At 68.3% G+C, this 16,145-nt stretch carries 15 protein-coding genes; 6 read left to right on the top strand and 9 right to left on the bottom strand.

The window, feature by feature from the left end; all coding sequences use genetic code 11:
• Positions 1–12 precede the first annotated feature (12 nt).
• Positions 13–1,398 (top strand): M1 family metallopeptidase, encoded by a 1,386-nt coding sequence (locus AC1DC5_RS10775; protein ID WP_476865106.1) that lies wholly within the window; start codon positions 13–15, stop codon positions 1,396–1,398.
• Between the two features lie 122 nt (positions 1,399–1,520).
• On the top strand, positions 1,521–1,958 hold the full coding sequence (locus tag AC1DC5_RS10770; protein ID WP_476865105.1) for a VOC family protein: 438 nt from the start codon (positions 1,521–1,523) through the stop codon (positions 1,956–1,958).
• Positions 1,959–2,053: 95 nt separating this feature from the next.
• Here the strand turns inward: AC1DC5_RS10770 and AC1DC5_RS10765 are convergent, their stop codons facing one another.
• The 4 genes from AC1DC5_RS10765 to pheS form a co-directional block, all read right to left on the bottom strand.
• A complete protein-coding gene (locus tag AC1DC5_RS10765) occupies positions 2,054–3,127 on the bottom strand; it encodes a DNA polymerase IV (RefSeq protein ID WP_441405416.1) in 1,074 nt (357 codons plus the stop codon).
• A gap of 92 nt (positions 3,128–3,219) precedes the next feature.
• On the bottom strand, positions 3,220–3,708 hold the full coding sequence (locus AC1DC5_RS10760) for a 4'-phosphopantetheinyl transferase family protein (protein WP_476865104.1): 489 nt from the start codon (positions 3,706–3,708) through the stop codon (positions 3,220–3,222).
• Positions 3,709–3,911: 203 nt separating this feature from the next.
• On the bottom strand, positions 3,912–6,455 hold the full coding sequence (gene pheT / locus AC1DC5_RS10755) for a phenylalanine--tRNA ligase subunit beta (RefSeq protein ID WP_476865103.1): 2,544 nt from the start codon (positions 6,453–6,455) through the stop codon (positions 3,912–3,914).
• Between the two features lie 2 nt (positions 6,456–6,457).
• On the bottom strand, positions 6,458–7,519 hold the full coding sequence (pheS, locus tag AC1DC5_RS10750; protein WP_441405419.1) for a phenylalanine--tRNA ligase subunit alpha: 1,062 nt from the start codon (positions 7,517–7,519) through the stop codon (positions 6,458–6,460).
• Between the two features lie 315 nt (positions 7,520–7,834).
• Between pheS and AC1DC5_RS10745 the strand changes: the two genes are divergently transcribed.
• Both AC1DC5_RS10745 and AC1DC5_RS10740 read left to right on the top strand, forming a co-directional pair.
• Complete coding sequence (locus AC1DC5_RS10745) at positions 7,835–8,290, top strand: hypothetical protein (RefSeq protein WP_476865102.1); 456 nt, start codon at positions 7,835–7,837, stop codon at positions 8,288–8,290.
• Positions 8,287–8,925: an SIMPL domain-containing protein gene (locus AC1DC5_RS10740; protein WP_476865101.1), complete on the top strand. Its 639-nt coding sequence runs from the start codon at positions 8,287–8,289 to the stop codon at positions 8,923–8,925. Before AC1DC5_RS10745 ends, AC1DC5_RS10740 begins: the two co-directional genes overlap by 4 nt.
• Before the next feature lie 399 nt (positions 8,926–9,324).
• Here the strand turns inward: AC1DC5_RS10740 and pcp are convergent, their stop codons facing one another.
• Complete coding sequence (gene pcp, locus AC1DC5_RS10735) at positions 9,325–9,966, bottom strand: pyroglutamyl-peptidase I (protein WP_476865100.1); 642 nt, start codon at positions 9,964–9,966, stop codon at positions 9,325–9,327.
• Positions 9,967–10,088: 122 nt separating this feature from the next.
• On the opposite strand from pcp, the gene AC1DC5_RS10730 reads away from it, so the two are divergent.
• Complete coding sequence (locus AC1DC5_RS10730; protein ID WP_476865099.1) at positions 10,089–11,327, top strand: Rv2578c family radical SAM protein; 1,239 nt, start codon at positions 10,089–10,091, stop codon at positions 11,325–11,327.
• A 51-nt stretch (positions 11,328–11,378) separates the two neighbouring features.
• On the opposite strand, the gene AC1DC5_RS10725 is transcribed toward AC1DC5_RS10730, so the two are convergent.
• From AC1DC5_RS10725 to AC1DC5_RS10710, 4 genes are all read right to left on the bottom strand, one after another.
• Positions 11,379–12,752, bottom strand: a complete 1,374-nt coding sequence (locus AC1DC5_RS10725) for an NAD(P)(+) transhydrogenase (Re/Si-specific) subunit beta (RefSeq protein ID WP_476865098.1) — start codon at positions 12,750–12,752, stop codon at positions 11,379–11,381.
• Positions 12,749–13,066: an NAD(P) transhydrogenase subunit alpha part 2 gene (locus AC1DC5_RS10720; protein ID WP_224049695.1), complete on the bottom strand. Its 318-nt coding sequence runs from the start codon at positions 13,064–13,066 to the stop codon at positions 12,749–12,751. The genes AC1DC5_RS10725 and AC1DC5_RS10720 overlap by 4 nt, the downstream gene beginning before the upstream one ends.
• On the bottom strand, positions 13,066–14,217 hold the full coding sequence (locus AC1DC5_RS10715) for a Re/Si-specific NAD(P)(+) transhydrogenase subunit alpha (RefSeq protein WP_476865097.1): 1,152 nt from the start codon (positions 14,215–14,217) through the stop codon (positions 13,066–13,068). The genes AC1DC5_RS10720 and AC1DC5_RS10715 overlap by 1 nt, the downstream gene beginning before the upstream one ends.
• 88 nt (positions 14,218–14,305) lie before the next feature.
• The gene (locus tag AC1DC5_RS10710) at positions 14,306–14,761 is read right to left on the bottom strand and encodes a (deoxy)nucleoside triphosphate pyrophosphohydrolase (RefSeq protein WP_476865096.1); all 456 of its coding nucleotides are present in this window, start codon (positions 14,759–14,761) and stop codon (positions 14,306–14,308) included.
• Between the two features lie 174 nt (positions 14,762–14,935).
• Between AC1DC5_RS10710 and AC1DC5_RS10705 the strand changes: the two genes are divergently transcribed.
• The gene (locus AC1DC5_RS10705) at positions 14,936–16,144 is read left to right on the top strand and encodes an MFS transporter (RefSeq protein WP_476865095.1); all 1,209 of its coding nucleotides are present in this window, start codon (positions 14,936–14,938) and stop codon (positions 16,142–16,144) included.
• The last annotated feature ends 1 nt before the right edge of the window (position 16,145 follow it).

Genomic DNA, 16,145 nt, shown 5'->3' with positions numbered 1-16,145 from the left:
GAAAGACGGTTGATGAGTTCCACGCCACCGAGTTCCACTGTCGCACCAGGCAGCGGAAGCGGCCTGCCCTCGGACGATACTGCCGGCTCCCCCGATCCTTATCTGCCGGGCCACGGCACGGATGCCTACCGTGTCACCCGCTACGAACTCGATCTGGACTACAAGCTCAGCAGCAACCGCCTGAACGGGCGCGCGGTGGTGCACGCCGTGACGCAACGCCCGACGTCGGCCATCGTGCTGGATCTGACCGGGCTCCGTGCCACCAAGGTCCAGCTCTCCGGGCGGAGGGTCCGGAGGTTCAGCCACCGCGCCGACCAGCTCGTCGTCGTCCCCGAAGCCGCCCTGCTGCCCGGTGAGGAATTTACGCTGGACATCCGTTACGTGGGCAATCCCTCTCCTCGCCGCGGGCTGTGGGGCGAGGTCGGCTGGGAGGAGCTCACCGACGGGGTGCTGGTGGCCGGCCAGCCGAACGGCGCACCGTCCTGGTTCCCCTGCAACGATCATCCGAAGGACAAGGCGAGCTACCGGATCTCGGTGACAACGGACGCGAACTACCGGGCTGTGTGCAACGGGATCCTGGTCTCGCGCACCACCAGGTCCAGCCGCGAGACCTGGGTCTACGAGCAGTCGGAGCCGATGGCCACGTACCTTGCCACGGTCCAGATCGGCCGCTACGAACTCCTGGCGCTCAACCCCGTCCGCCCGGCGGTCCAGGTGCCCCAGTATGCGGCTGTTCCGGCGGAGCTGGCAGAGGCGGCCCGCAGGGGCCTGGCAAGGCAGCCCGAGATGATGCGCACCTTCATCGATTGTTTCGGCCCGTATCCGTTCGCCGAGTACACCGTCGTGGTGGCCGGGGATGAACTGGAGATCCCGCTGGAGGCGCAGAGCCTGTCGATCTTCGGCCCCAACCATCTGGGGCAGGACTGGGAGTCGCAGCGGCTCATCGCGCACGAGCTGTCCCACCAGTGGTTCGGGAACTCACTGACGGCCGCCTCGTGGAAGGACATCTGGCTGCACGAGGGATTTGCCTGCTACGCCGAGTGGATCTGGTCCGAAGAGGCCGGTGTCCTGACGGTGGCCCGGCGGGCCGCCGCTGCCTGGCGGAAGCTCGCCGCCGGCAAACAGGACCTGCTCGTGGGCGACCCCGGCCCCGAGCTGATGTTCGACGACCGGGTCTACAAGCGCGGCGCCCTGGCGCTGCACGCCCTGCGCCTGCGCTGCGGAGACCTGGCGTTCTTCTCGCTGCTGCACGACTGGGCAAGCCAGAACCGTCACGGCTCGGTCTCTACTCAGCAGTTCATTCTCACCGCGGACCACGCGACCGGGCTCGATACCGAGTCGCTGCTGCACCCTTGGCTGTACCAGGAGGCCCTGCCGCCGCTGCCGGCGGCCGGCTGAACTGCAGCCACGCTTGGCCGGCCACCTGCTGAGGAGCAGGAGGTCTTCGAGGAAGCCGCCGACGAGGGGCGCCAGCCTTGCCGCCTCTGGAGCTAACCGATCCGCCTTGGTAGGTTCAACGCATGGCCATCAAACTTGAGAACGTCGGTATCGCGGTTCGCGACCTCGAAGCAACGATTTCCTTTTTCACCGACCTCGGGCTCACGGTCGTTGGCCGTGACACGGTCAGTGGCGAGTGGACCGACACTGCCGTCGGCCTTGATGGAAACCACGCCAACATAGCGATGCTCCAAACGCCGGACGGTCACGGGCAGCTTGAACTCTTCGAGTACATCCACCCCGAAGCGATCGAATCGGAACCCACCCGTCCCAACGAGATCGGTATGCACCGCGTGGCTTTCTCGGTCGACGACCTAGACAAAGCCCTTGAGGTAGCTGCGAAGCACGGCTGCTATCCGCTACGCGGCGTGGCGACCTATAAGGACGTCTACAAGCTCACCTACGTCCGCGGCCCCAGCGGCATCATCGTGATGCTCGCCGAGGAACTGAAGAAGAACTGACACCCGCACGGCTACTCGAACAGATCATCCCCGCGGCCGCCCATTTTGAGGTTTCCCAAACGGGACGGAGACGACTTTTCAGACGAACGACGCCGTCACCAACCGCCGCGCGTCGGCGTATGTCCTTGTCGGGCATCGTCGGGCATTGTCATCTCGGCCCGCAGGCCCAGGAGCCGGATGGGACGGCCCGCTTCGATTCCGGCTGCGAGGTCCAAGGCCCGCGTGAGGATTTCGTTCCGGTCGAAGGTCTCGGGGATCTTCCGCGCGTGGGTCTTGGTGAGGAACGGCGCGTAGCGGACCTTCAGGGTCAGTCCAATCACGGGCCGTCCTTCGGCCACCACATCTTCGAGGACATGCGCCGTCAGCTCCCGCACGGCGTCGTCCACCTGGGCCGGGTCGGTCAGGTCCCGCTGGAAGGTGGTCTCCCGGCTGTGCCCGCGGGCAACCCACGGGGTGTCGTCCACGACGCTGGTGCCGTCACCGCGGCCCAGCTCCGCGTACCACGGACCCATTCTGGGGCCGAATTCTGGGACCAGGTCCCGGGGGTCGGAGGCGGCCAGTTCGGCGACGGTATTGATGCCGAGTTTGGCCAGCCGGCCCGACACTTTGGTTCCGACGCCCCACAGGTCCTTGGTGGGCCGGCTTCCCATGACGTCGATCCAGTTCCCGGCAGTGAGTCGGAAGACGCCGGCCGGCTTGCCGAAACCGGTGGCGACCTTGGCCCGGACCAGGGTGTCGCCGATGCCCACGCTGCAATGCAGCTGAGTTTGCTCCAGGACCGCGGCCTGCACCTGCCGGGCGTAAGCTTCCGGGTCCTCTGTCTCAATGCCAACGAAGGCTTCATCCCAACCCAGCACCTGCACGGTGGCGCCGGGCTGCGCGCGCAAGGTAGCCATCACCGTTTCCGACGCCGCGAGGTAGGCCTCGTGGTCGACGGGCAGGATCACGGCGTCCGGCACTTTCCGCGCCGCGATGCGTAACGGCATGCCGGAGCCCACGCCAAACGCCCTGGCCTCGTAGGATGCAGTCGACACGACGGCTCGTTCCGTGGGGTCGCCCCGACCGCCGACAATGATCGGTTTGCCCGCAAGCTCCGGGCGCCGGAGCACTTCGACCGCCGCGATGAACTGGTCGAGATCGACGTGCAGCACCCACCGGATTCCGCTCACGCCACCAGTGTGCCCTAAAACATCCCCGGCAGGCACCGGCTCTCGACCGGGAAAAGCGCTAACCGGAGGGGCTACCAGCCCGCTTGCCGCTGTTAGACACTTCCCACGACGGCCAGCGCGGCGGCAAAGCCGGCCGGCAAGCCCAGGGCAACCGTGTCCAGATCAACGACGGCAGTGCCGTCGGCGGGCTCCGCGAAGGCCTCAACCGTGGCCGGATCGACCCGCAGCCCGGTGCCGCGCGCCTTCAGCAGGGCTTCCTTGCGCGCCCAGGCGGCTGCCCGCCAAGGCATCGCCTCCTCCGGCGCCAGCGCCGCGAGCAGCTGCCGCTCCGCCGGGGTGAGGGCGACGTCGTCGAACCCCTCGAACACGACGCCTGAACTGTGCTCCAGATCGACGCCGATCGCACCCGCGGCACGGCTGTGACCCGCGGCCAGCAGGGCCCAGCCACGGCTGCGGGAATGGCTCAAAAGCAGACCGGCGGGGGCAGCACCAAGCAGGTAGCCGGGCCGGCCGTGGTCAAGCTCCGGCCCCGTCCCGCACTCCGGGCAGGTGTAGGCGGCAGTCAGTTCCCCGGGGCGCACTTCCAGGATTCCGGCGGCGAATTCCCTTAGCGCGATCCTGCCGGCCAGGAAGTCCCGCCGGGCGCCCGGGTCCTTGATGCCTGCGGCGCGTGCGCGTTCGGCGGCACCGAGAAAGACCTCACCGTCCGGTCCGACGTCGGCAAGACGAACGGACCGGACGGTGATTCCGGCGACGGCGAGGGTTCCCCTGTGCCCCGGCTGCTTTAGCGTTGGACTGCTCCGAAGCGCTCGTGGGCCACGGCAACGGCGCCCTCGCGGGCCGCGGACGCCTCGTCCGCGGTCAGCGTGCGGTCCATGGCACGGAAGCGCAGGCTGAAGGCCAGCGACTTCTTGCCGTCCTCGATGCCCTTGCCCGCGTACACGTCGAAGAGTGCGACGTCTTCGAGCAGTTCGCCGGCGCCTTCGCGCAGGGCCGCGAGCACCTCTTCCGCCGGGACCTCCTGCGGCACCACGAGGGCGACGTCCTGGGTGGCTACCGGGTACGTGGAGATGTGCCGGGCGACGATCACGTCGGCGGCCGCCTCAAAGAGGGCGTCCGCGTTGAATTCGATCGCCACCGACCGCTCGGGCATGTCGTGCGCGGCCAGCAGCTTCGGGTGCAGCTCGCCGGCGAAGCCCAGGACCTCGCCGGTGCGGAGCGCCAGCTGGGCGGTCCGTCCCGGGTGGAAGGCCTGGTGCTGCCCCTGGCTGATCACGATCTCGACGCCGAGCACGTCGCCGGCGGTCCTGGCGATGTCCAGCGCGTCGGCCCAGTCCCACGCCCGGGGCGTGTGCGCTGCGGCGGCCGGTGAGTCGTGTCCGGTGAGCACGGCGGCGACGTACAGCGGCTGGTCCGGGACGCCGTCGTACAGGCCGTCCAGGACCTCATCGCCCGGCTTGACGCCAAGCGGCGGGATCGACGCGGTGCCGAGCGTGTCGCCGGGCAGGAACACGAGGCCGGCCTCAAACAGCGCCAGGTCGCGGAAGCCGCGCGAGTGGTTGCGCTTGGCGGCGTCGATCAGGCCGGGCAGGATCGAGGTGCGCAGGTAGCCGTGCTCCTCGCTGATCGGGTTGGCGAGCTTGAGGGCCTTGCGCGGCGTTCCTTCCGTGGACACGCCGAAGGTTTCATTGGCGGCCTTGGACACGAACGGGTAGGCCAGGACCTCGGTAAGTCCGGAGGCGGCCAGGGCCTGGACCAGGCGCCGGCGCTGCTGCTGGACCCGGGTCAGGCCACGGCCGGGAGGCGCCACGGGAAGGCTCGCCGGGATCTGGTCGTAGCCGACCAGCCGGGCGATCTCCTCGGAAAGGTCCTCCTTGGTTTCCAGGTCATTGCGCCAGCTCGGGGCCGTCACGTTGTAGCCTCCGTCGTTCTTCACCACGACGGCGCCCAGGTCCTCAAGCGAGGTGACGATCTGTTCCTCGGTGAAGTCGATGCCGATCCGTTCCGCGGCGAAGGCTGCGGGCAGCTCGACGGTGACGGTGTCCGGCGCGGTCCCGACGTCGGTCCCTGCCTCATCCGCGGTGCCGCCGGCGAGTTCGACCAGAAGGTCAACGACGCGCTGCGCGGCGGTGCCGGCCACGTGCCAGTCCACTCCGCGTTCGAACCGCTTGGAGGCTTCGGACGGCAGCTTGTGGCGGCGGCGGGAGCGTCCGATGGACACCTCGTCGAAGTGCGCCGCCTCAACGAGGACGTTCGACGTCGAATCGCTGACCTCGGTCGCGGCGCCGCCCATCACGCCGGCGATGCCGATCGCGCCGGAGCCGTCGGTGATCAGCAGGTCCTCGACGTCGAGCGCCCGGACCTTCTCGTCCAGGGTGGTGATCTTTTCGCCGGCCACGGCCCGGCGGACCACGATGTCGCCCGTGAGCTTGTCCAGGTCGTAGCAGTGAGTGGGCTGCCCGAGTTCGAGCATGACGTAGTTGGAGATATCCACCGGCAGGGAGATGGAGCGGATGCCGGCGAGCCGCAGCCGGGAAGACATCCACGGCGGCGTCGGCTTGGTGGCGTCGACGCCGCGGACGGTGCGGGCCACAAAGCGGTCACAGCCGGGCTTGCCGTAGATCGGGGCGTCGTCGTTGAGTTTGACGCCGTAGCCGCCGGCCAGTGCCGCGGGAGCCTGGACCTTCGACGCCGGATCGGTGAAGGAGGTGCCGGTGGCGTGGGCGTACTCGCGGGCCACACCGCGGATCGAGAACGCGTAGCCGCGGTCCGGGGTGACGTTGATTTCGGCGGCCTGGTCGTAGAGATCCAGCAGTTCCATGGCGTCGGCGCCGATTTCCGGGTCCAGCCCGATCCGGGAGAGCACCAGGATGCCGTCGTGGTCCTCGCCGATGCCGAGCTCGCGCACGGACGCGATCATGCCGGCGGAAAGGTGCCCGTAGGTCTTCCGCGCGGAGATGTGGAAGTCGCCCGGCAGCACGGCACCGGGGAGGGTGACCACCACCTTGTCGCCTTCCACGAAGTTGTGGGCGCCGCAGATGATCCCCTGGACACCGGAGGGGTCGATGCCCTCGCCGGTGAGGCTCTGCTGCTGTCCTTCGGGGACCACGCGGACCTGGCACCAGTTAATGGTCTTGCCGTTGGTCTGGGGTTCCTTGACGATGCTCAGGACCTGGCCCACCACCACGGGGCCCTGCAGGGCGTCCGTGGGCCGGTGGACCGCTTCTTCTTCAAAGCCGACCTTGACCAGGTCCGCCATGACGTCTTCGGCCGTTGCGCCGGCCGGTACCTGCGCGAATTCACGCAGCCAGGAAAGGGGGATACGCACTGTTAGATCTCCATCCCGAAGTGCTCGCTGAAACGTACGTCGCCTTCGATCATGTCGCGCATGTCGCCGACCTCGTTGCGGAACATAAGGGTCCGCTCGATGCCCATGCCGAAGGCAAAACCTGAATAGATGTCCGGATCGATGCCGGCGGCGCGGAGCACGTTGGGGTTGACCATGCCGCAGCCGCCCCATTCGATCCAGCTGGGGCCGCCCTTGGCGCCGGGGTGCCAGATGTCCAGCTCGGCGGAAGGCTCCGTGAACGGGAAGTAGTTGGGGCGCAGCCGGATCTGGGCCTCGTCGCCGAACATCTGGCGCGCGAAGTGCTCCAGGGTGCCGCGGAGGTCCGCCATGCTGAGCTTCTTGTCGATGGCGAGGCCCTCGAACTGGTGGAACACCGGGGTATGCGTGGCGTCGAGTTCGTCGGTGCGGAACACCTTGCCGGGGCACAGCACGTAGATGGGCAGATCGCGTTCCAGCATGGAGCGGACCTGCACCGGCGAGGTGTGGGTGCGCATCAGCAGGTGCGCCTCGGGCGGCTCCACGAAGAAGGTGTCCTGCATTTCGCGGGCCGGGTGGTCCGGCTTGAAGTTCAGCGCGTCGAAGTTGAACCACTCCGACTCGACCTCGGGGCCTTCGGCGATCTCCCAGCCCATGCCGACGAAGATGTCCGCGACGCGCTCCTGCAGGGTGGACAGCGGGTGTCGGGCACCGGCACGACGGCGCCGCGGGGCCGCCGTGACGTCGACGGTCTCCTCGACCAGGATGCGGGCGTCGTTCTCGGCTTCGAGCTCGGCCGTGCGGTCCGCGAGCGCCTTGTTGACGCGTCCGCGGGAGGAGCCCATGAGCTTGCCGGCCGCGGCTTTCTGGTCCTTCGGCAGCCTGCCGATTTCACGGTTGGCCAGGCTCAGCGCTGACTTCTCGCCGGTGTGCGCGAGGCGCACGGCCTTGAGTTCGTCGAGCGTGGAGGCGGCGGCGATGGCGGCAACGGCCTGGTCTACGGCGGCGGTGATGGCGGCTTCATCCAGGGGATTCGGGACGCCGGCGCCCGGCAAAGTTTCAGTCATCTACTGTTCTTAGCTACGAGTCGGTTCATGCCAACGGCACAGGACCCTCGAAATGGTTCAGGGACCAGCGCGTTGACAAAGGACAGGGCACGCCAAAAATCGCTCCGGCGGGCACTCCCTTTCAGTCTAGTTGAACGGGCTCAGGTGCCCGAACGTGACGGTGCCCCGCAGCCCACCTCCCGTTCACCCTCCACTCCCCCGGTTTTCGGCCCTGCCCGCACGCACGGCTCCCGTGCTACCCAGCTATCCAGCAATCCAGTTATCCAGCACTGTTTCCCATCCCGCAGGGCGGGGGTGCCCGGCTAGCATGGCCTCATGACGCCGGGACAACGGCTGCGGCAGCTGGCCAATGTACTGAATGCAACAACTCCGCTGGGGTTGCTGCTGGCCGGCTGCGCCCGCTCACCCGTCAGCCGCGGACCCCGGGGACTGCTGATTGCCACCGGCTACCGCTGGCGGCTGCCCTACGCCGCCGCCTTCACGGTGGGCAATGTGGTGCTCTACCGCGCAGGGCCGGAGGAAGTCCTGGCCAACCCTGCGCTGCTGGGGCACGAGGAGCGCCACAGCACCCAGTACGCCTGGTGCCTGGGCCTGCCCTTCCTGCCGTTGTATTTCCTCGCCGCCGGCTGGTCCCTGCTCCGGACGGGCAACCCCGGCTCGCGTAATTTCTTCGAACGCCGGGCCGGACTGCAGGCCGGCGGCTACCCGGAGCCGGGCACGGGATCCCGGCACACGATCCGAACATCCCCAACGGAACGAGGCATGACATGACCGACAGCCCCAGGACAATCTCAGTCACCGGATCCGGCAGCGCGGAAGCCGCCCCGGACCTGTTGACCCTCTCGATCGGCGTCGAGTGCCGCCGGGAGGACGTCGGCGCGGCGTACGGCGAGGCGGGCCGGGTCTCCGCCGCAATCACCGCGGCACTGCGCGGGTTCGGCGTCGCCAATCCGGACATCACGACGTCGGGCCTGAATGTCCGCGCCGAGGTGAACTGGCAGGAGGGCCGGGGGCAGGTCGTCTCCGGTTATCTGGCATCCAGCGCGCTGAGTGTCCGGCTCCGGGAACTGGGAACATCGTCGGAGGTCATCGCCGCCGCGGTCGCAGCCGGCGGCAACGACGTCCGGCTCAACGGGCTGGAGCTCGGCTTCGCCGATCCTGCCGCCGTCGCCGCCCGGGCCCGCGAAGCCGCCTGGCAGGACGCCCTCACCACGGCCGGGCACTTCGCGTCACTCGCCGGCGCTTCCCTGGGCAACGTGGTCTCGCTCGAGCAGCAGTCCGGCCACGCGGCGCCCATCCCGGTCGCGAAGATGCAGCGGGCCGCCGCAGTGGAGTCGCTCACGGTGGAGGCCGGCGAGTCCAGCATCAGCGCCACAGTCGGCGTCGTGTGGGAACTGCTCGGCTGAGACGGCGACTGCCCCGTGGCACCCTAGCCCCCGGACGGACCTGCCCAGGCACCAAAAGAACCGGCACCGCCGCCTCCGCTGTCGTCGTCTTTCCCGCAACGTTTGCAGCGCTTATATACGGCGCCATCGTCAGTGTGTTCAATATGCCAGTCGTGCTGAATATTCAGCTTGCACAGCAGGGCCTTGAGCATGAGCTTCTCCGATCGAAATCGAGAGCCGGCGGAGGTCGGTAACCTCATCATCGCCTTCATGCCGCCGCCACAGAAGACTAAAACAGGTTTCCTTCGCCCCCTCCAAAAATCAATCGGACCAGCAGCCGCGCACTGCTCAGCCCCTGACCTGGCTGCGGCGCTCAGGAGACACGGACCGGCGCTTAGGGCCGGTTGGTGCGTGGCCGGCCTAGTGCGTCGCGCCGGCGGCGATCTTGAAGTCCGCCGTCGTCGCCAGGGAACTGCGGACGACGACGGCGAGCGCCTCCGCCAGCTGCTCCAGCGGAAGTGACGGGCTGGTGCTCCCCGGCGGCAGCTGGGCCGGCCCGTATGGAACGTGGACGAAGCCTCCCCGGGTTCCGGGCCGAAGCCGCAGGGCGTGCATCAGCCCGTAGAAGAGGTGGTTGCAGACGTAGGTGCCGGCGGTCTGGGATACCTCGGCCGGGATCCCGGCCGCCAGCAGGGCCGCGAGCGCCGCCTTGATCGGAAGGGTGCTGAAGTAGGCAGCGGGTCCGCCGTCGACCACGGGCAGGTCTACGGGTGAGTTGCCGGCATTGTCCGGGATCCGCGCGTCGTCGCAGTTGATCGCGATCCGCTCCAGCGAGATCCGGGCCCGCCCGCCGGCCTGGCCCGCGCAGACCACCAGCTCCGGGCGGTACCGTTCCAGCGCAGCGTCCAGTACACGGATGGCGTCGCCAAAGACGCAGGGCAGCTCCACAGCCTGCGCGTCGAGCCCCTCGGCCCGGAGCCGGACAGCGGCCTCCCGCGCGGCTGACCACGACGGGTTGGTGCCCTCGCCGCCGAACGGTTCGAACCCTGTCAGGAGAATCATCGCCCCAGCCTAGCAATGCAGCCCGTCTGTGGAACCGACGGGCATTTCGCAGTCCTGAAACGTGCGGTTCCGCTGCGGCGCGGGCTCTTGACTTAAAGTCGAACATATATTCGAATGGAGCCATGAGATGGGACGCACAAGCACTCAAACCGGCGCCCGGAGACAAGGGCCCAGGCAAGGGCCCGAGTACCGGGGACCCGGGTGCCGGGGAACCCGGAGAAACGAGCGGGCGCGCCCAGTCCCCTGCAACGGATGCCCTGCTGCCCCTGATCGGGCTGGTGCGCTCCGTAACCACCCCCGAGTTCGCCGGGGTCACTTTCCATGAGGTCACTGCCAAATCGGTGCTCAACAAAGTGGTCGCCGGTTCCCGGATGCCGTTCGAGTGGACCATCAACCCCTACCGCGGCTGCAGCCATGCCTGCGTCTATTGTTTCGCCCGGAAGAGCCACACGTACCTCGACTTTGACGCCGGGCTGGACTTTGACAGCCAGGTGGTGGTGAAGATCAATGCCGCAGAGGTCCTGCGCCGGGAACTGGCCAAACCGTCGTGGGGACGGCAGCACGTGGCCCTGGGCACCAACACGGATCCCTACCAGCGGGCCGAGGGCCGCTACCAGCTGATGCCGGGCATCATCGGGGCGCTGGCCGATTCCGGCACTCCCCTGTCGATCCTGACCAAGGGCACGCTGCTGGCCCGGGATATTCCGTTGCTGAAGCATGCCGCAGCCCAGGTGCCTGTCGGTGTGGGCATCTCGCTGGCGATGACGAACGAGCGCCTCTCCGAAGCCGTGGAGCCCGGCACCCCCGGTCCGCGTGCGCGCTTGAAGCTGATCACGCGGCTCCGGGAGGCGGGGCTGCCCTGCGGGGTGATGGCCATGCCCATCCTGCCGTGGCTCTCTGACAGCGACGAGGCCCTCGATTCCCTGTTCGCCTCCCTGGCGGCGGCGGGCGCCACCGGTGTGACCGCGGGAGCCCTTTACCTCAAGCCCGGAACCCGGGAGTGGTTCATGCAGTGGATCGCCAAGGAGCATCCCCAGCTCGCCGGAAAGTACCGCCGGCTGTACGGCACGGGTTCCTACGCCTCCAAGGAGTACCGGGCCTGGCTGTCGGGCCGCATCCGGTACTTCAAGGCCCGCCACGGCTTCACTGGCTCGCAGGGCTTCAGCCACCGCGACCTCGACGGCGATCCAAGCAGCAACGATCCCAACAGCACCGGCCCCGTCAGCTACGATCCCAACAGCATCGATCCCAGGGACGAGGAAGCGCAGTACCCCGCCGGCAGCATCCCCGGGCCGGCCGCCCTCGCCGGCGCCTGGCACGGGAGCCACACCGCGGAGGCAGCGCAGCCCACCCTGTTCTGAACGCAATGTTCTGAACGCGAGGACCATGCAGTTGGCCAAGCAACACTGCAGCTAGAGGGCCTTCACGGCGCCCAGGACCCGGGTGAGGGAATCCTTGGCGTCACCAAACAGGAGCGTGGTCTTGGGATCAAACAGCAGCTCGTTCTCGATCCCGGCGAAGCCCGGCCGCATGGAGCGTTTGAGGAACACCACCTGGCCGGCCTGCGCGACCTCCAGGATCGGCATCCCGTATATCGGCGCCCCTGGCGTGGACTTGGCCGCAGGATTGACCACGTCGTTGGCACCCACAATCAGCGCCACGTCGGTGTTCGGGAACTCCGGGTTGGCTTCCTCGAGCTCCTTCAGCGCCTCGTAGGGAACGTTGGCCTCCGCGAGGAGCACGTTCATGTGGCCCGGCATGCGCCCGGCCACCGGGTGGATGGCGAAGACCACCTCAACGCCGCGGGCGGCCAGGGCAATGGCGAGCTCGGCGATCGTGTGCTGACCCTGGGCCACGGCAAGCCCGTAACCGGGGACGATTACCACCCTCTGCGCATAGCCGAGCTGTACGGCCACGTCCTCGGGCGAGGAGGAGCGCACCGGCCGGTCGCTCTGCACGGTTGATCCCGCCGTCGAGCCGCCCCGGAAGGCGCCGAACATGATGCCGGCGACACCGCGGCCCATGGCGGACGCCATCACCTTGGTCAGGATGGTACCGCTGGCCCCGACCAGCGTGCCGGCGACCAGCAGGAGCACATTGCCCAGCACAATACCGGAGGCTGCGACCGCAAGGCCGGTGAACGCGTTGAGCAGGGAAATCACAATCGGCACGTCGGCCCCGCCGACGGGCAGCACCAGCAGGAGTCCCGCCGCGAGGCCCAGCACCATGAGCGCCACTGCCCAGCCGGTGGAACCCGTCGCCACGACGAAGCCTCCGGCTGCGACCGCCCCCAGCACCACAGCACCCATCACCACTGGCATCCCGGGGAACAACAGGGGCCGGGTGCTGATCAGCTCCTGCAGCTTGCCCACCGTGACAGCCGAGCCGGCGAAGGACACGGCACCGACCAGCATCGTGAACACCACGGCCAGCCGCACCCAGGGGTCTTCGCTGTGGCCGAGTTCCAGTACCGCCACCAGCGCCGCGGCTCCGCCGCCGACCCCATTGAAGAGCGCGACCAGTTGCGGCATCTGGGTCATCTGCACGCGCCTGGCCACCGGGACGGCCACCGCGGAACCAACCGCGATCGCGGCAATGATCAGCGGGATGTTCTCCAGTTTGGCCGAGAGGAACACGGTGACCACTGCCACGAGCGCGCCGGCCGCTCCGATGGCGTTGCCCCGCCGGGCTGTCCGGGGAGAACTCAATCCCTTCAGCGCGAGAATGAAGCAGACCGCAGCCACGAGGTAGAACAGGGCAGTCCACCAGGGGCCGAGGATGTTCATTTGCCGTCCTTCCCCGCACCGGCGGCGGGCCGGGCGGGCTTCCGCCCGCCGAACATCTCCAGCATCCGGTCCGTGACGACGAATCCGCCGACCAGGTTCGCGGTCGCCAGAACCACGGCGATGAGGGCGATGGTCAACAACCATGGGTCGCCGGCCTGGCCGGCCACGATGATGGCGCCCACCAGGATGATGCCGTGGATGGCGTTGGCACCGGACATGAGCGGAGTATGCAGCTTGCTTGTCACTTTGGAGACGACTTCGAAGCCCACGAATACCGCGAGCACCACCACCGTCAGCAGCGTGATCGGATCCATCACTTGAGGGCCTCCAATGCTTCGGCAGTAGCGGCATGCAGAACGCAGCCGCCGTGGGTGAGGCAGGCGCCGGCGACAACCTCGTCGTCGAAGTCCGGAACAACCGTGCCGTCGGCTGTCATCAGGGCCAGCAGGTTCGCGACATTCTTGGCGAACAGCCGGGACGCGTCCGAAGGCATCGCCGAGGCGGCGTCCTGCAGGCCCACCAGGGTCACGGACCCGCCCTCCACCGGGACCTGGAGGTCCCGGCCCGCGATAACGCCCTCCACGTTCCCGCCCGACTCTGCCGCAAGGTCGACGACGACCGAACCGGCCCGCATTCCAGCCACCATCTCCGTCGTCACGAGTAAGGGGGCTGCGCGGCCGGGGATAGCCGCCGTCGTGATGAGGACATCCGCCGCCGCGACGTGCGGGGCCAGCAGGGCGCGCTGGCGTTGCGCCCGGTCCTGGCCGAGCTCACGGGCGTAGCCGCCGCTGCCTTCCGCGGCGGCAGCCGCCGTGTCGAGGTCCAGGTGAATGAAGGTTCCCCCCATGGACGCGACCTCGTCGGCGGAGGCCGCCCGGATGTCATTGGCGGAGACCCTCGCCCCCAGGCGCTTCGCGGTGCCAATCGCCTGCAACCCGGCGACGCCGGCGCCCAGGACAAGCACACGGGCTGGCGGAATGGTTCCGGCGGCCGTCATGTAGAGCGGGAAGAACCTCGGATAGCGCATGGCCGCTTCCAGAACGGCGCGGTAGCCGGAGACCAGCGATTGGGAACTCAGCGCGTCCATCGACTGGGCCCGGGAGATGCGCGGGACCAGCTCCAGCGCGAACGAGGTCACACCCGCAGCGGCGAGGGCGTCCACGGTTGGCAGTTCCGACGCCGGGGAGGCGAACCCGATGGTGATGGTGCCGGGCCGAAGGCCCGCGGCAGTCTCCGGTTCCAGCGGCCGGACGTGCAGCAGGACATCCAGGGAACCGGGGCTCAACTCCGGAACGACCGATGCTCCGGCCGCTGCGAAAGCGGCGTCGCCATAGCCGGCCTCGGTGCCCGCGCTGGTTTCCACCGCCACGTTCAAACCAAGGTTGGTGAGCTGCTGCACCGTCTCCGGTGTGGCCGCAACCCGCCGTTCGCCTGCACACTGTTCCCGCCTGACACCGACCTGCACGGGCCGCTCCTCTCGATTCGCTTCAGCGTAGTTCCATGCTTCACGCTTTGGCGAGAGGTGGGGCCGCGGCGGCCCGCAAGCTAGCCGTTCAGTGCGCGGACACGGCCGTGGAGTCGGCCACGGAAAGCCTGTCCAGCAACGCCTCGACGATCGGCAGGTCAGCCGGAATCCAGGGCAGGCCCAGCACCTCGTTGCGGTTCCGGAGGTTGACCCAGCGCAGCTCATCGTGGTCCTGCAGCGGGTGCGGATCGCCGTCACGGAGTTCGGCGAACCAAACACGCATGGCGGCGCGCTCGTTCAGCGGCCAGCCGCCGGCGGACCCGCTGTCCAGTTCGGCGCCGAGCCGGACGCTCACCCCAAGCTCTTCGAGCAGCTCGCGGTGCAGGGCCTGTTCGGCTGTCTCCCCGGTCTCGATCTTGCCGCCGGGGAACTCCCACATTCCGGCAAAGTGAGGAGGCGCCGTCCGCCGCGCCACGAGCAGCCGGCCGGGTTCGGCCAAAGAGTCCAGTAGTGCTCCGCCGACAACGCCAATGAGTCCAGTCACGCCTCCAAGTCTAGGGGCGGCCCAGGGTTAGGGGACAATGGAATGGGCCGACGCCGTCCTGAGTACCCGGAATATCGAGCGCGTCCGCCCCGTTACAGCAATCAACCCACACATCAGATTTAATTTGCCGCATCCCCCTGGCTCCCGCCGGGAACGTTCCCGAAAAGCAGACGAATGACAACCACCACACAAGCCCCGGCCACGCCCAAGACCGGCACCCGGCACCTTGCCCTCGCCATCCTTGCCCTCGCCATGGGCGGATTCGGCATCGGCACCACGGAGTTCACCATGATGGGCCTGCTCAAGGAGGTGGAGCAGGGGCTCAACATCAGCACCCCGGAAGCGGGACACCTGATCTCCGCCTATGCGCTCGGCGTCGTGATCGGGGCCCCGCTGCTGGCCGCCGTCGGCGCCAAAATGCCGCGCAAGTACCTTGCCCTGGGGCTCATGCTGTTCTTCAGCATCGCGAACCTGACGTCGTTCATCGCCCCGGACTACGGCACCATGCTCGTGTCCCGCTTCGCCGCGGGCCTGCCGCACGGGGCGTTCTTCGGCGTCGCGGCCGTGATCGCGGCGTCACTGGTCGCTCCGACCAAACGCGGCTGGGCCATCTCGATGGTCATGGCCGGCCTGACCGTCTCCAACGTCATCGGCGTCCCGTTCGGCACCTGGCTGGGCCAGACGTACGGCTGGCGGCTGCTCTTCCTGCTGGTAGGCGTGATCGGCCTCCTCACCCTGGTGATGCTCTGGAAATTCGTCCCGTTCCAGAAACCCCACGCCGATGCCAGCTTCCGCCGCGAACTGGGCGCCCTCAAGCGGCTTCAGGTCTGGCTGGCAATCCTGATCGGCATCGTCGGCTTCGGCGGTTTCTTCGCCACGTACACGTACATTGCGCACACGATGACCTCCGTGGCGGGCATTCCCGCCGCCTGGCTCCCGCTCGTCGTCGCGCTGTACGGGCTGGGCATGGTGGCCGGCAACATCGTCGGCGGCCGGATCGCTGACAAGTCCGTGATGGGCACCATCTACTGGGTGCTGCCCGGCATTGCCGTGGCACTCGTGGTCTATGCCGTGGCTGTGCACTGGCCGTGGTCCGCCTATGTCATGGTCTTCGTCGTCGGCGGCGCCGGTTCCCTGCTGGTCCCGGCCCTGCAGACCCGGCTGCTTGATGCTTCACCGGATGCGCCCTCGCTGGCCTCCTCGCTCAACCACGCGGCCCTCAACGTGGCCAACGCCCTCGGCGCCTTCCTCGGCGGCCTCGTCATCGCGTGGGGCTGGGGCTACGTCGCGCCCGCCCTCGTCGGGGCCGTACTGGCCCTCCTGGGCCTCGGCGTCGCCGTCATCAGCGGACTCGTGGAACGCAAGAGGCCGCTGGTCCGATAGC

This window comes from Arthrobacter sp. 10L424, assembly GCF_056395325.1.
The sequence above is the reverse complement of the archived record's forward strand: the minus strand, read 5'-3'. Positions and strand labels throughout refer to the sequence as shown.